The 16,018-nt window shown below is 68.6% G+C and carries 14 protein-coding genes and 2 pseudogenes; 11 read left to right on the top strand and 5 right to left on the bottom strand.

What is annotated here, in order from left to right:
- The first annotated feature begins 177 nt into the window (after window positions 1-177).
- Window positions 178-648 (top strand): hypothetical protein, encoded by a 471-nt coding sequence (locus tag N5079_RS12250; protein ID WP_261583755.1) that lies wholly within the window; start codon window positions 178-180, stop codon window positions 646-648.
- Window positions 645-1,001 (top strand): type II toxin-antitoxin system RelE family toxin, encoded by a 357-nt coding sequence (locus N5079_RS12245; RefSeq protein WP_261583754.1) that lies wholly within the window; start codon window positions 645-647, stop codon window positions 999-1,001. The genes N5079_RS12250 and N5079_RS12245 overlap by 4 nt, the downstream gene beginning before the upstream one ends.
- A gap of 277 nt (window positions 1,002-1,278) precedes the next feature.
- On the opposite strand, the pseudogene N5079_RS12240 reads toward N5079_RS12245, so the two are convergent.
- From N5079_RS12240 to N5079_RS12230, 3 genes and pseudogenes are all read right to left on the bottom strand, one after another.
- A pseudogene (locus N5079_RS12240) lies at window positions 1,279-2,316 on the bottom strand (ATP-binding protein); the annotation flags it as partial.
- A 377-nt stretch (window positions 2,317-2,693) separates the two neighbouring features.
- Window positions 2,694-3,779: a zinc-dependent alcohol dehydrogenase family protein gene (locus N5079_RS12235; RefSeq protein ID WP_410007775.1), complete on the bottom strand. Its 1,086-nt coding sequence runs from the start codon at window positions 3,777-3,779 to the stop codon at window positions 2,694-2,696.
- Between the two features lie 118 nt (window positions 3,780-3,897).
- A complete protein-coding gene (locus N5079_RS12230) occupies window positions 3,898-4,365 on the bottom strand; it encodes a pyridoxamine 5'-phosphate oxidase family protein (protein ID WP_261583752.1) in 468 nt (155 codons plus the stop codon).
- 242 nt (window positions 4,366-4,607) lie between these two features.
- On the opposite strand from N5079_RS12230, the gene N5079_RS12225 reads away from it, so the two are divergent.
- The 4 genes from N5079_RS12225 (at window position 4,608) to N5079_RS12210 (ending at window position 7,192) form a co-directional block, all read left to right on the top strand.
- The gene (locus tag N5079_RS12225) at window positions 4,608-5,120 is read left to right on the top strand and encodes a VOC family protein (protein WP_261583751.1); all 513 of its coding nucleotides are present in this window, start codon (window positions 4,608-4,610) and stop codon (window positions 5,118-5,120) included.
- 59 nt (window positions 5,121-5,179) lie between these two features.
- The gene (locus tag N5079_RS12220) at window positions 5,180-5,374 is read left to right on the top strand and encodes a hypothetical protein (RefSeq protein WP_261583750.1); all 195 of its coding nucleotides are present in this window, start codon (window positions 5,180-5,182) and stop codon (window positions 5,372-5,374) included.
- Between the two features lie 112 nt (window positions 5,375-5,486).
- Entirely contained in the window at window positions 5,487-6,815 is a 1,329-nt protein-coding gene (locus N5079_RS12215) for a lanthionine synthetase LanC family protein (RefSeq protein ID WP_261583749.1), read from the top strand.
- A gap of 8 nt (window positions 6,816-6,823) precedes the next feature.
- Window positions 6,824-7,192 (top strand): hypothetical protein, encoded by a 369-nt coding sequence (locus N5079_RS12210; protein WP_261583765.1) that lies wholly within the window; start codon window positions 6,824-6,826, stop codon window positions 7,190-7,192.
- 143 nt (window positions 7,193-7,335) lie between these two features.
- Here the strand turns inward: N5079_RS12210 and N5079_RS12205 are convergent, their stop codons facing one another.
- A complete protein-coding gene (locus tag N5079_RS12205) occupies window positions 7,336-8,265 on the bottom strand; it encodes a lytic polysaccharide monooxygenase (RefSeq protein ID WP_315967820.1) in 930 nt (309 codons plus the stop codon).
- Between the two features lie 286 nt (window positions 8,266-8,551).
- Between N5079_RS12205 and N5079_RS12200 the strand changes: the two genes are divergently transcribed.
- From N5079_RS12200 to N5079_RS12185, 4 genes and pseudogenes are all read left to right on the top strand, one after another.
- Window positions 8,552-9,187: a GntR family transcriptional regulator gene (locus N5079_RS12200; RefSeq protein WP_261583748.1), complete on the top strand. Its 636-nt coding sequence runs from the start codon at window positions 8,552-8,554 to the stop codon at window positions 9,185-9,187.
- Between the two features lie 162 nt (window positions 9,188-9,349).
- A complete protein-coding gene (locus N5079_RS12195) occupies window positions 9,350-10,102 on the top strand; it encodes a cysteine hydrolase family protein (RefSeq protein WP_261583747.1) in 753 nt (250 codons plus the stop codon).
- A 1-nt stretch (window position 10,103) separates the two neighbouring features.
- A complete protein-coding gene (locus N5079_RS12190; protein WP_261583746.1) occupies window positions 10,104-11,663 on the top strand; it encodes a hypothetical protein in 1,560 nt (519 codons plus the stop codon).
- Between the two features lie 412 nt (window positions 11,664-12,075).
- Window positions 12,076-12,462 (top strand): annotated as a pseudogene (locus N5079_RS12185) (hypothetical protein); the annotation flags it as partial.
- 551 nt (window positions 12,463-13,013) lie between these two features.
- Here the strand turns inward: N5079_RS12185 and N5079_RS12180 are convergent.
- Window positions 13,014-15,449, bottom strand: a complete 2,436-nt coding sequence (locus N5079_RS12180; protein WP_261583745.1) for an accessory Sec system translocase SecA2 — start codon at window positions 15,447-15,449, stop codon at window positions 13,014-13,016.
- 138 nt (window positions 15,450-15,587) lie between these two features.
- On the opposite strand from N5079_RS12180, the gene N5079_RS12175 reads away from it, so the two are divergent.
- On the top strand, window positions 15,588-15,947 hold the full coding sequence (locus N5079_RS12175) for a VOC family protein (protein ID WP_261583744.1): 360 nt from the start codon (window positions 15,588-15,590) through the stop codon (window positions 15,945-15,947).
- Window positions 15,948-16,018 lie beyond the last annotated feature (71 nt).

Genomic DNA, 16,018 nt, shown 5'->3' with positions numbered 1-16,018 from the left:
TGACCCATCCGTGGCTGTTGGCGGAAGACTTCCGGAATGAGGCACACCCCCACCAGAACAGTGGCGAAGCCTTGCAGGCGTCTGCCTGAGCTGCCATGGCGCTAATGCTGATCTAAGGGCTGGGCCTCAGGCGTAGTTCACCGACAATCAGAACGTGTTCTGAGTTACGGTGGTGGGGTGAGCACTAGCGATGTAGATGCTGTGACCTTCTCGGATCTGTCAAGAAACCCCCGTGCTGTCGCCGAACGCGCCGCACGTCTTGGCCGAGTACGTGTCACTCATCGCGACGCCCCGGATTTCTACCTGACCGCCGCCGATCGTGAGGATCAGCGCGGGCAGACGCTGGCTACGGCTTCCCGACTGTTCCTCGCCCTACTCAAGCACGATCCGACCGCCCGCACGCTCGTCATCGCCATGCCGGAAGTCTTCCCCTGGGTTCGCCACCTCACCTCCGATGAACTGCGTGCCTTCACCCTTGAGCTGGTCGAGGCGCTGTCCGATGCCGCCGAGCTGGACGTCGATGTCACCGCGCAGGAGGTTATCGCGGGCTGGCGGGCAACCGCTCGAATCAAGGCCGACCCGGCGCGCTACGCCCAGGCTCGCAAGGCCACAAGGGGTGACTTTGGGCCGGTAGAGGTTTCAGCATGAGTCCGAAGCGTGGGGACCGCGTCACGGTCCCACCTCCGGACGAGGAATGGGATATCCGGTTCGGTACCAGTGACGCTGCCAAGGGATGGGAGGAGTTGTGTCGCCACGCCTTGGCTAACACACGCCGATGTCTTGAGGCCCTGCGCGCCGACCCGCGCTCACGGGGAGATCACGAGCGTCAACACCGCCTACGCGGCGACCTCGGGACTCACCGTCACAACGGCCAGGACCTGGAGCAATGGGAATTCGAGGTCACCAGCGGCGGGCGCGTCCGCTACGTCATCGATGACGTCACCCGCACGGTCTGGCTCGTCTATGTCTCGCCTCGTCACCCGAAAGACACCGACGCCTGATGCCGAAGGCGGAACTCGCAGGTGCTGGTTACTGCGGACTCGGAGGCACCGGTGTCAACGCAGGTGACCCCTTCGGTGCGCTGCTTGACAGTCAGGAGGCTGGGGTCGCTTCCCACAGCGCGGACAGTGGCAGGGCCCGCATTCGGTCCCCGAATGGGAGCGTTTCTTGACCCGCGTAGAGGACGAAGCCGGCGATCAGGCGGTCACCGAGCTTGCGGGCCAAGTGCTGGAGTCCCTTGAAGTCGTCTGCGCGTACGGTTTCGGCGGCCTTGACCTCGATGCCGACGACTTCGCCGGATGCTCGTTCCAGGATGCCGTCTACCTCGACGTTGTCTCGATCACGATAGTGGTAGAGGCGTACGGGCTCCTCGGCCCACGTCAATTGGCGAGCCAACTCGCCGAGGGCGAAGTTCTCTAGAAGGGGACCCACCGGGGCGGTTATGCCTGTAGTTCGGGCTGGGGTGAGACCTGCTAGGTGGGCCCCCAGTCCGGAGTCCACGATTAGTAGCTTGGGGGTCGCGACCGCGCGTGTGGTGGCGTTGGACGACCATGCCGGTATCCGCCTGATGACATAAACCAGGTCGAGCAGATCGACGTACCGTTTCACGGTGTTGCGTGGAAGTCCCAGGTCACGACTGATGTTGTCGATCACTGCCAGTCCGCCCATGCGTCCACAGAGGACGTTCAGCAGGCGCCGCATGTCCGCGGGTCGCTCGATATCGGAGACCTGTTTCACGTCTCGGTTGATCAGATCGGAGATGTAGGACTCGAAGAACCGTGCCCTTCTCCGATGCGTAGGACGGTGGACCGCTTCCGGGTAGCCGCCCCTCAGTGCGCGGTCGAGGTAGTCAGCTCTGCGGAGCCGGGATCTCGGAGTTGCGAGGTCACGGCCCTTTTGGAACGCCGCGTCCACGAATCCGTCGGCGCTGCGCTCGATCTCCCCCTGGGAGAGCGGCCAGAGTTCGATCGTCTCGGATCGACCAGGAAGTGCGTCGGGAAGATCTCGTAGGCCGAGTAGCCGGGCAGAGCCGGTCAGCAGGAAGCGTCCTGGGCGAGGGTCGGCGTCCACTTCGCGTTTGATGGAGAGCAGGAGGTCGGGTACGCGCTGGACCTCGTCGATGAGTATGAGCCCGTTGTGGTGGACGATCCCGTCAGGATCCTGTCGTGCCGCAGCGCGTACCGCCGCCTGATCCAGGTAAATCTCCCGTGATCCTGGCGTCCGGTGCACGATCGCCTGGGCCAGGGTGCTTTTGCCGACCTGCCTGGCACCATTGATCACTACGACACGGGTGTCGACGAGTGCTTCCACAGCCATGGTTTCCGCGCGCCGGGGGAAGATCGTCAGCTCATCGGTGTCCACCGGCTCAGGATATGGCGATCCACCTCTGAGTGTGGCAGATTTGCCGCATCTACCGTGGCAGATTTGCCGGAACGCTCATGGCCAGTCTGCCGCACATTTCATGGCAGTTTTGCCGTTTCTCTACAAAGCGATGCCCACTCGTGTGGCAGGTCGCGGTCCTGGCTTCATGGCTACTGCGGCGTCGGCGGCGCGGGCGTTGCGGGTCCGATTGGTCTGGCCGAAGGTCTCGGAGTCGGATCACCGCGTCAGCGGGTCGCAGACCTTGGACGATCCGGTACGTCCTGCGGAACCGGGGCCTTGCTCAGCAATGTGGCTCAGTGCATGACTCAGCGTTATATGAACAGTACGGCAGCGCCGTCGACGCGATCGGTGGCGAGGTCGCGCAGTGCCTCGTCGGCGGCGTCGAAGGGATAGGGCGTGGTCGTCACGCGCGGCCGGTGAAGCGAGGCCAGCTCCAAAAACCGCCGGCCGTCGGCCCGCGTGTTCGCGGTGACACTGCGCAGCGTCCGCTCCTGGAACAGGTGGCGCTGATAGTTGAGCACCGGGATGTCGGTCAGGTGGATGCCCGCCACGGCCAGCGTCCCGCCCCGGTCCAGGGCGGCCAGTGCGACCGGCACCAGGTCGCCGACGGGGGCGAACAGGATGGCGGCGTCGAGTGGTTCGGGTGGCACGCCCGCGCTGCCGCCGACCGACGCCGCGCCCAGCGTCCTGGCCAGCTCCTGCGCCGCCTCCGACCTGGTCATCACGTGTACGGCGGCGCCCTCGGCGATGGCGATCTGCGCCGTCAGATGCGCCGAGGCGCCGAAGCCGTAGATGCCGAGCCGGCCGCCCGGTGGCAGGTCCGCCCGCAGGAGGGCGCGGTAGCCGATGATCCCGGCGCACAGGAGGGGCGCGAGCTTGTCGGCCGGTTCGTCTTCGGGGAGGGCGTAGACGTAGTCCGCGAGGGCGGTGACGTATTCGGCGTAGCCGCCGTCGGCGTCCCAGCCCGTGTAGGTGGAGGACGGGCACAGGTTCTCCGCGCCACGACGGCAGTATCGGCAGATCCCGCAGGTCGAGCGCAGCCAGGCGACGCCCACTCGCGTGCCGGGGGCCGGCCCCGCCGTACCGGGGCCGAGAGCCGCCACCCGTCCCACCACCTCGTGTCCCGGTACGGTCCGTGGCCGTCGTGGTGTCAGGTCGCCCTCGGCCAGGTGAAGGTCGGTCCGGCAGACCGCGCACACCTCGACCCACACGAGCAGCTCACCTGGTCCCGGCGTGGGCACCGGCAGCCGTGTCCGCTCCAGCGGATGCGTCCCCATGGGCCCCGGCCGGGCCACCACCCAGGCGTCCATCTCCCTGGGCAGCCGCTCCGGGCCCTCCGTTCGCTCCTGGGCCACCACGTGCGTAGCCGCGACCCGCGGCCCGGATGGCGTGTTCACGCTCCGTGCTGCGACGGTGTCATCTGTAGCTGTGGCGGGCGGGTTCGTGGCCTCGTCCTGCTTCCCGGACAGCGCGTTGACGGATGGACGGCTCTGTCGCATTCGATGCGGCCCCGGCTTATGCGTGCTGGATGCGACGGCCGCTGATCTCGACGGGCGCGATCCTGATGTACAGCTCGCGCTCGCCGCCCGCCCAGGACTCGACACCCGACTCGGCCGCTTCCGCGCGCTCCTCGCTGGAGACGACGTGGTGCAAACCACCCCGCACGAGGACGCTCCAGCCTTGGTGGGTGGCCTCGTCGATGTGGTCCACCTCGAAGGCGACGATGAACTCGGCTCCCTCCACGCCGGTACGGAGCTCCTGGTCGAGCGGTCCGCCGAGCGCCGTGCGGAACAGGATCGTGCCGTCGTGGATCACATAGTTGACGGGGAGGATCACGGGGCCGGTGTAATCGTTGAAGGCCACACGTCCCACGCCCCCGGGGGAGATCAACCGCAGGCACTCGTCTCCCTCGAGCTTCTCCAGCTTCGGCAGGGCCGCTCCCGGACCGCCCGGAGTGCCGGCCGGTGTGGCGTGCTCAGTCATGCGAAATCTCCCATAGGCGCGAAAAGCCAAGATCGGCCGGAGTTCGTAATCCGCCAGATCACCTGCCCGAAGCCGTCATCGGCGTGCGTCGAACACCGTGGATCCAGCTTCTCCCGTGTGCTCTTCCCGCGGCACCGCCTTCCGTCACCCTTCGTAGGGACGAAAGGCCTGCCCGATAATTCCAGAATGCTCACTCCTGCCCATAGGTGAGGCAATCGGCCGGTCCGGGCAGAACACGACACATGGAAGTGCTGAGCAGCCGGATCCTGCTCCGGCCGAACGATCTGGGCGCGAGCCGTCGTTTCTATCGAGACGTGCTCGGCTTGGCGGTCTACCGGGAGTTCGGCCCGGCCGATGATCCGGGCGTGGTGTTCTTCCTCGGGCAGGGCTTCCTCGAGGTGTCCGGGCATTCGGACGGCCCGGACGGCCCGGACGGCCCGGACGGCCCGGGCGCGTCAGGTGGCTCAGGCGAGCCGGGCGCGTCGGGTGGCTCAGGCGATGCGGGGGCGTCGGGCGGCTCGGGCGGCTCGGGCGGCTCGGGCGGCTCCTTTGGCCACGGACCCGGCATGTGGCTCCAGGTCCGGGACGTCGACGCCGAGCACGACAGGCTGGTGGCCGAGGGGGTGGCCGTGGTGCGGCCGCCGAAGCTCGAGCCCTGGGGCCTGGTGGAGATGTGGATCGAGGATCCTGACGGGACCCCCATCGTCGTGGTCGAGATCCCTCCGGATCACCCGCTGCGGCGTGACCAGCGGTGACGGATTGAGATTCTTCCCGGTTCGCGACATCATGCCACGGACGAAGGGGGCAAAGTCATATGGACGAGTTCACCGCGGAGCTACGTGCTCGTGTGCTGGAGGCTCGGGAGAAGTTGCGGCAGGCGCATGACGACCGGGATGAGTACGACATCCAGGTCCTTTCTGGCCGACTCGACAACCTCCTGCGGCTGGCCTCCGAGCATGGAATCGACGCGCAGCCGATCGTTTCCCAGGACGCCGGCGAAGAGAGCTGAGAGCATGCCGGTGTCCTTCTGACCGGCCGACGCCTTCCCAGGAGTCTCCGCCTGGCGGGTTAGCAAGGCGAAAGTGGCCCTATTACCTACCAAGAATGTGGGACAATGAGGTATGAGCTCGTGGCCCCGTGCTGAGACGCCGATAACCGCCGCCATCATGGCCGCGCGCTGGGTGCGGTCCGCGGCCGTCGATGACGGACTCGGCCGCCACTGGCTGGCCAATCCGGACCCGCGGGGTCAGTCGGCGAAGGCCGGGCAGCCGTCGTCGCTCTACTCCGGTGCCGCCGGGATCGTCCTGTTCTTCCTGGAACTGGCGGCGGCCACCGGACACGAGGCCTACCTGGACGACGCCAAGGCCGGGGCTCGCTACCTCGCCGCCACCTGGCGTGACCAGGCCGATCTGACCTTCTACCACGGCCTGGCGGGCAGCGTCTTCGCGCTGGCCGAGGCGGGGTGGGTGACAGGGGACGAGTACGTCACGGACGCCGCCAGGGCGGCCGCCGACCAGATCGTCCGTAGTGTGCGCCCCATGGGCGACGGCATCGGCTGGACCGGCGACCCCGCCCAACGGGGCGACGGCGGCATCGTGCTGGCGCTGCTCCACGCGGCCGGGAGCCTCGGCGTCTCCGTCTACGAGCAGGTGGCCGTCGAAGCGGGCGAGCGGATCGCGACGCTGGCCGTGCCGGGACACCGCTTCGGCGGCGACTCCTGCACCGACCTGCCCGTCGACGCCGTCACGCCCGGCTTCCTCTCCGGTACGGCCGGCACGGCGTTCCTGCTCGCCCGTCTGTACGGTGTGACGCGGGACGAGCGGTTCCTGGCCGCCGCCCGCAGGGGCGCGGACTTCGTCCGTACGATCAGCGCGGTGACGGAGAAGTGCGCCCTCGTGCCCCACCACGTGCCGCAGGGGCGCGGCCTGCACTATCTCGGCTTCTGCTCGGGGTCGGCGGGCGTCGCCCGGATGTTCTACGAGCTCCACCGGGTCACCGGCGAGCCCGGCGATCTCGACTGGGTCGAGCGGCTCGCGCACGGCATCGTCCAGAGCGGCGTGCCGCAGCGGCACACCCCGGGCTACTGGAACGTGGCCTGCCAGTGCTGCGGCGCTGCCGGGATCCTGGAGTTGTTCGTCGGCCTCTGGGCCGCCACGGGGCGCGAGCAGTACCTGGAGTTCGCCCGATCGCTCGCGGAGAACCTCATCGGCCGGGCCACCGGGCACGACGAGACCGGCTACCGCTGGTATCAGGCCTACCGGCGGCTGCGGCCGTGGGATGTCACGGCGGACACCGGCTACATGGTCGGCGCGGCGGGAATCGGGTCGGCGCTGCTCCACCTGGACGCCGCGGGCCTCTCCAACGCGCCGCGCCGCCTGATCCTGCTGCCCGACAACCCCTTCCCGGCCATCCCGCTCCCCGCCGCCGTGCTCCGGGACGGCCCAGCGTAGGGGCGGTCCTGCTCAGGGACGGTCCTGCTCAGGGGCGGTCTTGCTCAGAGACACGGCTTGGAACCGGCCGCGCCTCCGGCGAGGGTGGGCCCCACGACCGGCAACTCGCAGACCTGGTGGGCGAACTCATGCTGCGGTCACCGGAGTTCACGACCTGGTGGAACGACCACCGGGTGCTACGTTGCACCCACGGCGCAAAGCTCCATCATCACCCCGTCGTCGGTGACCTGCACTTCGTCAACCACCTGTGGTGCAGCCAGGCAGTTCGCCGCCGGCGTGCCGCACGCCGTCACCGACCTGCTGGCTCCCATCCAGCGCCCCATCGCCGCTTCGGCGCACGCGCGGCTCGCCCGGCCACCGCCGCGGAGCGCATCTGATCACGCGCACGCGCACGGCCTGCCGTACGGCGGGGAGCCCGCGTCACAACCCGGGCCTGCCGTACGGCACGGCCGGGAGGGCACACGGCTCGGCTGGACGGTACGGCCCGGCCTGATCTGGGCGGGCCGTACTGTCACGGGCGTCAGATCTTCTGCCAGAGGGCCGGGACGTTCGGGGGCTCCCAGCCGGGCAGGGACGTGTGCGCCTGGAGGCACTGGTAGTTGGAACCGCCGTAGCTGACCTTCGCTCCGACGGCGTACGCGGTGTTGGTTTTCCACGCGGGGTAGGCGCCGGTCGGGGTGGGCGTCGGCGTCGGCGTCTTGGTGGGCGTGGGCGTCGGGGTCGGCGTCTTGGTGGGCGTGGGCGTCGGGGTCGGCGTCGGGGTGGGGGTCGGCGTGGGGGTGGGGGTCTTGGTGGGCGTGGGCGTCGGGGTCGGTGAGGGCGTGCCCCCGCCGAAGACCACGTCCGAGCAGGTGTAGAACGCCTCGGGGCTGTCGGAACGCTGCCAGATCGAGTAGATCAGGTGGCGGCCGGTCTTCCCGGAGGGGATCGTGCCGGTCATGACGTACGACCCGTTGGTGAGCACGGGGTTGGTCACCGAGAGGAACGGCGTCGCCTCCAGGTCAGACCACTTGAGCGGAAGGGCGGGGTTGTAGCCGCTCTTCGTGATGTAGAAATCGAACGTGCCGCGATGAGGCGCCGTGACGCGGTAGGTGAAGGTGTAGGAGCCGGCGCTGAGGTTCGTGGCGGGCCAGTCGGTCCTCGGAAGGTCGAACCCCTTGTACTTGTCGCGGCCGGCGCTGCAGAGCTTGCCGTCCGGGATGATCGACTTGCTCTGGCCGTTGGCGTTGGCCAGGTTGATCTCGTTCCAGTCGTAGAGGGCCTGGGTGCCGCCGGCGGCGACGGCCGCCTTGCAGGCCGCCGACTGCGGGGTTTCCGGTCCTTCGAGGAAGCACGCGTAGACGCGGCTGACCGGGTTCTGCATGGTGCCGTGGGCGTTGGCGGCGGGGACGATGAGCAGAGGGGTGCTGCCGAGAGCGGCCACGAGCGCCGCTGTTCGTCGCCTGTTCATCAGGCATCTCCTTTTACCGTGGAGTTTGGCGCAGGTCACGGCATCGTGCTGCATTTTACTCTTAGTTAAGTTTCCTAAGAGTTTGACCGAAGCTACTCTCAACCAAGTGGCCGGTCAAGGCCCACTCTTCTTCCCCTGCCCTCTGGTGGTGATCATGCACGCCTTCCTTCGCATGCCGTCTGACATGGGAAAACATCAGGCGTGATCATGCGCGTGGGGGCGAACGGCCGGTGGATGGGCGCAGCTGACCGCGGGATCTGCCACAGTGGGGGCGAGGAGGTGGCGAGTGCTGGAGGCCGTCAGCCTGGTGGAGCTGTCCATGAACCGGCTGCGTGAGGAGATCCTGAGCGGTGCCCTGCAACCGGGTGAGCGCCTGGTCGAGGAGCAGCTCACCCGGCGCTTCGGCATCAGCCGCGCTCCGCTGCGGGAGGCGCTACGCCTGCTGGATGAGCAGGGTCTCGTCGAGCATCTTCCGCGCCGCGGCGCCCGGGTCGCCCAGCTCTCCGAGCGGGACGTCGACGAGTTGTTCGCCCTCCGCGACGTGCTGGAGCGGTACGCCGTGGGGGAGGCCCTGCCCGTTGCCGATCCCTCCCGGCTCGCGGACCTCGAAACCGCCCTTGCGGCGATGGCCGCCGCGGCGGAGGCGGGCGATCTCCGCGAAGAGAACGACGCGCACTGCCGCTTCCACCTGGCCATGGTCGGCCTGGCCGGCAGCCGCCAGTTGCTGCTCGCCTATCAGCCCGTGATCCGTAAGCTTCAGCTCTACATGGCCGCCAACCTGCGCCGCGAGACCGAGCACCTGGGCGACCCGGCGGATGGCGTGCGCAGGCACCGCAGGCTGTTCGAGGCGGTGGCGACCGGCGGCCCCGAGACCGCGCTCCAGGTCCTCGCCACTCACGGCGCCCGCATCTACATCGGCTGACATCCGAAGGGGCCGGGCTCCGCGGCGCCGGTGCGTAACCGCGCCTTAACGCCTGCGAGCGGAGACGGACACAATTTTGTCGACAATCGACGGTATGGATCGTAGGTCGGTCCGGCGTCGGGGGGCGTCAGCCGTACGGGCCCCGGAAGAAGGAGTCGGCCCATGGTTGAACAGGCGGTTGAACAGGCGGTTGAACAGGCGGTTGAACAGGCGGTTGAACAGGCGGTTGAACAGGCGGTTGAACAGGCGGTTGAACAGCTGGTCGTCGACGCCTCCCCCTATCCCTTCGGCTTCAGTCCCGAGCACACCGCTCTGCTGGTCATCGACATGCAGCGCGACTTCGTCGAGCCGGGCGGCTTCGGCGAGACTCTGGGCAACGACGTGAGCATGCTGCGGAAGGTCATCCCCCCGCTGTCCGAAGTCCTGTCGGCGACCCGGGAGGCCGGGATCTTAGTGATCCACACCAGGGAGGGCCATCTGCCCGACCTGAGCGACTGTCCGCCGGCCAAGCTCAACCGGGGCAGTCCGAGCATGCGCATCGGCGACCCGGGCCCGAAGGGCCGCATCCTCATCCGGGGCGAGTACGGCCACGACATCATCGACGAGCTGGCGCCCCTGGACGGCGAGCTCGTCATCGACAAGCCCGGAAAGGGCTCGTTCCACGGCACGAACCTCGGCGAGGTGCTGGAGGCCGCCGGGACAACGAGCCTGATCGTGACCGGCGTGACGACCGAGGTGTGCGTGCACACCACGGTCCGCGAGGCCAACGACCGGGGATACGAGTGCCTCGTCCTCTCTGACTGCGTCGGCTCCTACTTCGAGGAGTTCCAGCGCGCCGGCCTCGCCATGATCGCCGCCCAGGGCGGGATCTTCGGCTGGGTCGCCCCCTCCGAGAACTATCTGAAGGTGGTGTGAGATGGCCGTCCTCACCGAGGAGAAGACCCTGAAGCTCCCGTGGTGGGTCGCCGGGGACACCAACGCCTTCTTCGGCCTGGGCTTCAACGTGCTGGTGAACGTCCTGACGCTCACCGCGCTCTGTCTGGGCGTGGTGCATCTCCCGCAGAACGACGTCTACGGCGTCATCCTCCCCGCGCTCGGCATCCAGCTTCTGATCGGCAACGTCTACTACACCTTCCTGGCGCGGCGGCTCGCGAGGAAGGAGAACCGCGCCGACGTCGCCGCCATGCCGTACGGCCCGAGCGTGCCGCACATGTTCATCGTCGTCTTCGTCATCATGCTGCCGACCTACCTGGCCACCAAGGACCCGATCCGGGCCTGGCAGGCGGGGCTGGCCTGGTGTTTCATCATCGGGCTCATCGTGCTGGCGGGCGCGTTCGCCGGGCCGGTCATCCGGAGGTACACCCCGCAGGCGGCCATGCTGGGCACCCTCGCGGGCATCTCGATCGCCTTCATCTCGATGCGCCCGGCCGCCCAGATGTGGGAGGCGTTGTGGATCGCGCTCCCCGTGCTCGTGATCATCCTGGTCGGCTTCTTCACCAACCTGAAGCTTCCGGGCAACATCCCGATCGGGCTGGCCGCCCTGCTGGTCGGCTCCGCCATCGGCTGGGCGGGCGGCTACATGGACCCGGCCAACGTGTCCGCCGCGTTCGGCGACATCGGCCTGGCCCTGCCGACGCTCAAGATCGATCTGCTGGTGACCGGCCTCAAGGAGGTCGCGCCGCTGCTCGCCACCGCGATCCCGCTCGGCATCTACAACTTCACCGAGGGCATGACGAACGTGGAGAGCGCGGCGGTCGCGGGCGACAAGTTCAACCTGCGCGCCGTGCTGCTCGCGGACGGCGCGGGAGCGGTCGTCGGCTCCGCGCTCGGCTCGCCCTTCCCGCCGGCCGTCTACATCGGCCACCCGGGGTGGAAGGAGGCCGGCGGCCGGACGAGCTACTCCATGGCCAGCGGGGTCGTCATCGCCCTGCTGTGCTTCCTGGGCATGTTCGGCCTGCTCGGCGCGCTGCTCCCGACCCCGGCGATCGTCCCGATCCTGCTCTACATCGGGCTCCTCATCGGTGCCCAGGCATTCCAGGCGGTGCCGCGCGTCCACGCAGTGGCCGTGGTGATGGCCATCATCCCCAACATCGCCTCATGGGCGGCCGGGCAGATGAACAACGTGCTGGCCGCGGCGGGGACCAGTGCCGAGAAGGTGGGGAACGACGCCATAGCGGGCGCCGGGACCGTCTATCGCGGCACGGTCCTGCTCGGAGGCGGGGCCATCCTGGCGGGTCTCGTGCTGGGCGCGATCGTGGCGTTCATCATCGACCGCAACTTCTACTGGGCCGCCGGGTACGCGCTGTTCGGCGGGGCGCTGTCGTTCGTCGGGCTCCTGCACGCCGAGAAGGTCGGGTGGAACGTCGGCGGACAGGTCGCCCTGGGATACGTGTTCGCGGCCGTCGTCCTCGCCGCCTTCGGGTTATGGCAAGCGCGCACCAAGGAGATAGAGGCACCGCAACCGGCCGAGGTGTGACCCTCCCGCACGTCCGAGGGCCGCGACCGGTGATCGGTGTCACGTCCAAGGGTCTGTGTCACGTCAAAGGGCCGACCGGTGTCATGTTCGAGGGCCGCGACCGTGCGTCGCGGCCCTCGCCGCTGTATCCCCTGCACAGCCGGGCCTGCGGTACGGCAAAGCCGTCGGGTCGTCCTACCTTTTTGCCCCGTTATGATCGTTTATTCCCCCGAAAGTAAAATTTGCTCACCAAGCTTTGAGTTTGATGTGGTTCCTGACTTAGTGTCCGATTACCCAACCGTGACCAGTCAGGAGATCCCCCATTTCCAGCATCGCGGACAACCTCCCCGCCACCCCCGCACACCAGCTGCTGAGCTTGGCGGAGCGCCAGGACGCCGGTGACTGCGGCGCCAAGGGCGACAGCCAGCAGCCGCTGCTCAAGGGCAGCACCATCGCGTCGTACTTCTGGGACGACGGCTCGGGCGTCAACGGCGACACCGGGTCTCCCGCCTCCGGCGAGCCCATGCAGAAGGGCCTCGCGGCCAGCCCCAGCTGGCCGATGGGCACCAAGGGCTACGTCGTCTACAAGGGCAAGAAGGCCGACTTCTTCATCGGGGACCGCGGCCCGGGAATCCCGTCGAACAAGGGCGTCATGCTCGACCTCGACGGCAAGACCTTCGCGGACCTCACGGGCGGCAACTGGGACAGCTCGTCGCTGACGGTCGAGGGTGCCGGCGGTATGGGCCACATCCCGGTGGAGTACGTCGTCACGGAGTGGGGGCCGGGGCCGGGGAAGAAGGGTGCCCCGATGCCGTTCTCCTCGGGTGCCTACCGCACCAAGAACGACTCGTCACAGACCGCCCCGAGCGCGAGCCCCTGCCCCGTGGCGGCCCAGGAGAGCACCACCCTGGGCTTCAGCACCGTCTCGGCGTCCGGTCCCCAGACGGAACAGGACATGCCGCTTCCGGTCGTCTCGGCCGCTCTGGTCGTCGGCGCGCTCGCCGTGACCGCCACCAAGATGGTCGTCCGCCGCGCCGCGACCGCTCGGGCCGTGAACAGGCCAAACGCCTAACCGCCGCCCCTCTCTCAGAGGACCGCCCCACCCCTCCCGGTGATCATGCACACATTCCCGTCTATCGCTTTGACCTGCGAGATCTCTCTTCGTGATCTGGCATCGCATGCTCTGTTGCAAGGTCGCGAACGGACTGCCGCAGGTCAGTGGCTCGGGGAGGAATTCGCGCATGATCACGTAGCGGTTTCCGCACGTCGTCGTGCGTTGCAGGGAATCCGTGCATGATCACGAGCAGGGTGTGTGGGGGTCGCGAGGCACATCGGGGAACTTGTGCATGATCACGGGGAAGGTGAAAGGGGCTAGCGTTTGCGGCGCTTGAGGGCTCCGGACACGCGCTGGAGGATCCGGTCCCACTCCGAGCCGAACGGGTTGTCCTGAACGAGATACGTCCAGGTGGCGGTGGGCCGCTTGAGGCCCTGGTCCGCCAGGTCGCGAGTGATGTCGGCGGTCTCGAAGGTCTCCTTGGAGCGCCGCTCGACCTCGTCAAGGAGGCTCCGATAGGCCGGGACGGCCTCGCGGTTGAACTCGTCGAGCGGGTTGAGGCGGCCGAGCGCCCGGAGGTGGATGCCCTCGCGGAGGTCGGCCAGGTAGCCGAGGTGCTCGGTCCAGCAGCGGTCCAGATGGAACAGCACGATCTGCCGGGCGGCCCTCTTCACCAGGTCCTCACCGGCGGCTTCGGACAGCTCGCCGTACCGGTCCGGGCACGCCTCCTTCAGCGCCTCCGCCGCGGTGTCGCCGTGGAGCACCCGATCGCGACGTTCGAGCAGTTGGGCCCGCTGCTGCTCCAGCAGCCGCGTGTAGCGCCAGGTGTTCCGGTGGATCTCCAGATTGACGCCCTCCGCCACCCGCTGGGCGTGCGCGATCAGCTCGGCGGCCCGCTTGTGCCGTACGACGCCGTCGGGGTCGGCGGGAGGCAGTGACTCGTCCGGCGCGTAGGCGGTGAGCAGCGCGTCTTCACCGCTGACGAAGAAGACCGAGCCGCCGGGGTCGCCCTGCCGCCCCGCCCGCCCCCGGAGTTGGTCGTCGAGCCTGCTGCTGTCATGCCGCCCGGTGCCGATGACGTAAAGCCCGCCGAGGTCCGCGACCTCCCGCTCCCGCGCGGCCGCGTCCCCATCCTGCTCCGGTACGGCCTGGCCGCCGGGGGTGGTGGCGGCCGCCCCGGAAGCGCCGGCTCCGACCTCGTCCGGGGCGCCGGGTCCGGCGTCGTACGGATCCGGCGCGGCCTGGCCGTCGGGATGAGGCTCCGGGGCGACAGGTGCGGTCGCCTGTGCGGCCTTGTCCGGTACGGCCTGGCCGCCGAGGCGGATGTCGGTGCCGCGGCCGGCCATCTGGGTGGAGACGGTGATCGCTCCACGGGCGCCGGCTCCGGCGATGATCGCGGCCTCCTCCGCGTCGTTCTTCGCGTTGAGGACCACGGGCCGCAGGCCCCGGGCTCGGAGCAACTCGTCCAGATGCTCCGACTCGGCCACGTCGAGCGTGCCGATCAGGATGGGGCGGCCGGTGGCGTGCTGGGCGGCGATCTCGTCCAGCAGGGCGCGCTCCTTCTCCTCCGCCGTGGCATAGATCCGATCGGGCTCGTCGAGCCTGACGCACGGCTTGTTGGGGGGGATCACGGCGACCCGCAGGTCGTAGAACTCGCGGAGTTGCTCGCCCACCGCGACAGCCGTACCCGTCATGCCGCATATTTCGGGATAACGCCGGATAAGGCCCTGGATGGTCAGCGAGTCGAGGATCTCACCGGTCTCCGAGGCGGGCAGTTTCTCCTTCGCCTCCACGGCGGCCTGGAGACCGTCGGGCCAGCGCTGCAGGATGGCGACCCGCCCCCGTGACGGGTTGATGAGGTGGACCCGCCCGTCCCTGACGATGTAGTCGACGTCGCGGGTGAGCAGCGCGTGCGCGTGCAGGGCCAGGTTGACCTCGGTCACCATGCCGGGGTCGTGGTAGAGGTCGATGCCGAGGGCCTTCTCCACCGTGTCGGTGCCCTTGGGGGTGAGGAAGACGTTGCGCCCCTCCTCGTCGATTTTGTAGTGGTAGCCCCTCGACAGCCGGCGGACCAGAGCGGCCATCTCCGGCACCGCCGCACCCGGATCGGCGGCGCCGGCCAGCACGAGCGGCACGCGCGCCTCGTCCACGAGCACCGAGTCGGCCTCGTCGACCAGGGCGACCTGCGGCGCGGGAACGACCAGGTCGGCGGGGTCGGTGCGGAGCCGGTCGCGCAGCACGTCGAAGCCGAGCTCGCTGACCGCCGCGTACGTCACGTCCCGGGAGTAGGCCTCGCGGCGCTCCTCGGAGGCCGAGGTCTCGGCGATCCAGCCGACGGTGAGGCCGAGCGCCTCGTACAGCGGGGCCATCCATTCGGCGTCACGCCGGGCCAGGTAGTCGTTGACCGAGACCGCGTGGACCCGCTTGCCCTGCAAGGCGAAGCCGGCCGCGGTCAGGGCGCCCGCCAGCGTCTTGCCCTCGCCGGTCGCCATCTGGACGACGTGACCGTTCAGCATGGCGAGCACGCCCACGAGCTGGACGTCGAACGGCCGCTGACCCAGCGTCCGGCGGGCGGCCTCGCGGACCACGGCGCAGAACTCGGCGGTCCCGACCGTCTCCGGGCGGAGGTCGGCGCGCAGGCGGACCTCGCCTTCCAGTTCGCCCGCCTCGGCGACGATCCGCTCGAACGGCGAAAGATCGACACTTCCGGGCTTGTCGAGGAAACGCCGGACGAACCCAACTACCGAGGCCATGCACGCTCCAACGACTCACCTGCCGGACTGGTTCCGTCTGCCCGATTCATGGTCCCACTATCCGGGCGTGGCCGGGGTGCAGGGCCGCCCCGGCATAGCTGACACCGGTTGGCAGGTATGGCGGGCAGGATGGCCGCCATGACAACGACCGCGAAGCTGATCGCCGTGACCATCGACTGTGCCGAGCCGCGCAAGCTCGCCGACTTCTACGCCAAGGTGACCGGATACGAGGTGCAGTACGCCGAGGACGAGTACGCCGGAATCAGCGACGGCACGGTCAACATCTTCTTCCAGCGGGTGCCGGACCGGAAGCCCGCCGGCTGGCCCGGCCCCGGCAAGCAGTTCCACCTCGACTTCCGGGTGCCCGACGTGGCGAAAGCCGTACAGGAGTATCTCGACCTCGGCGCCACCAAGCCCGAGTTCCAGCCCGGGGACGGATGGGTCGTGCTCGCCGACCCCGAGGGCCATCTCTTCTGCGTCTGTCCGGAAAGGTCGTAGCTTTCACGTGTCCTGTCCCGGTCGAGAGGGCCGGGACAGTCCACTTAGTCCCTAAGCTTGCGTGGTGACCC

The organism is Planotetraspora sp. A-T 1434 (genome assembly GCF_025420585.1).
GTDB lineage: Bacteria > Actinomycetota > Actinomycetes > Streptosporangiales > Streptosporangiaceae > JAOEGB01.
This window is presented reverse-complemented; position numbering and strand designations above follow the sequence as displayed.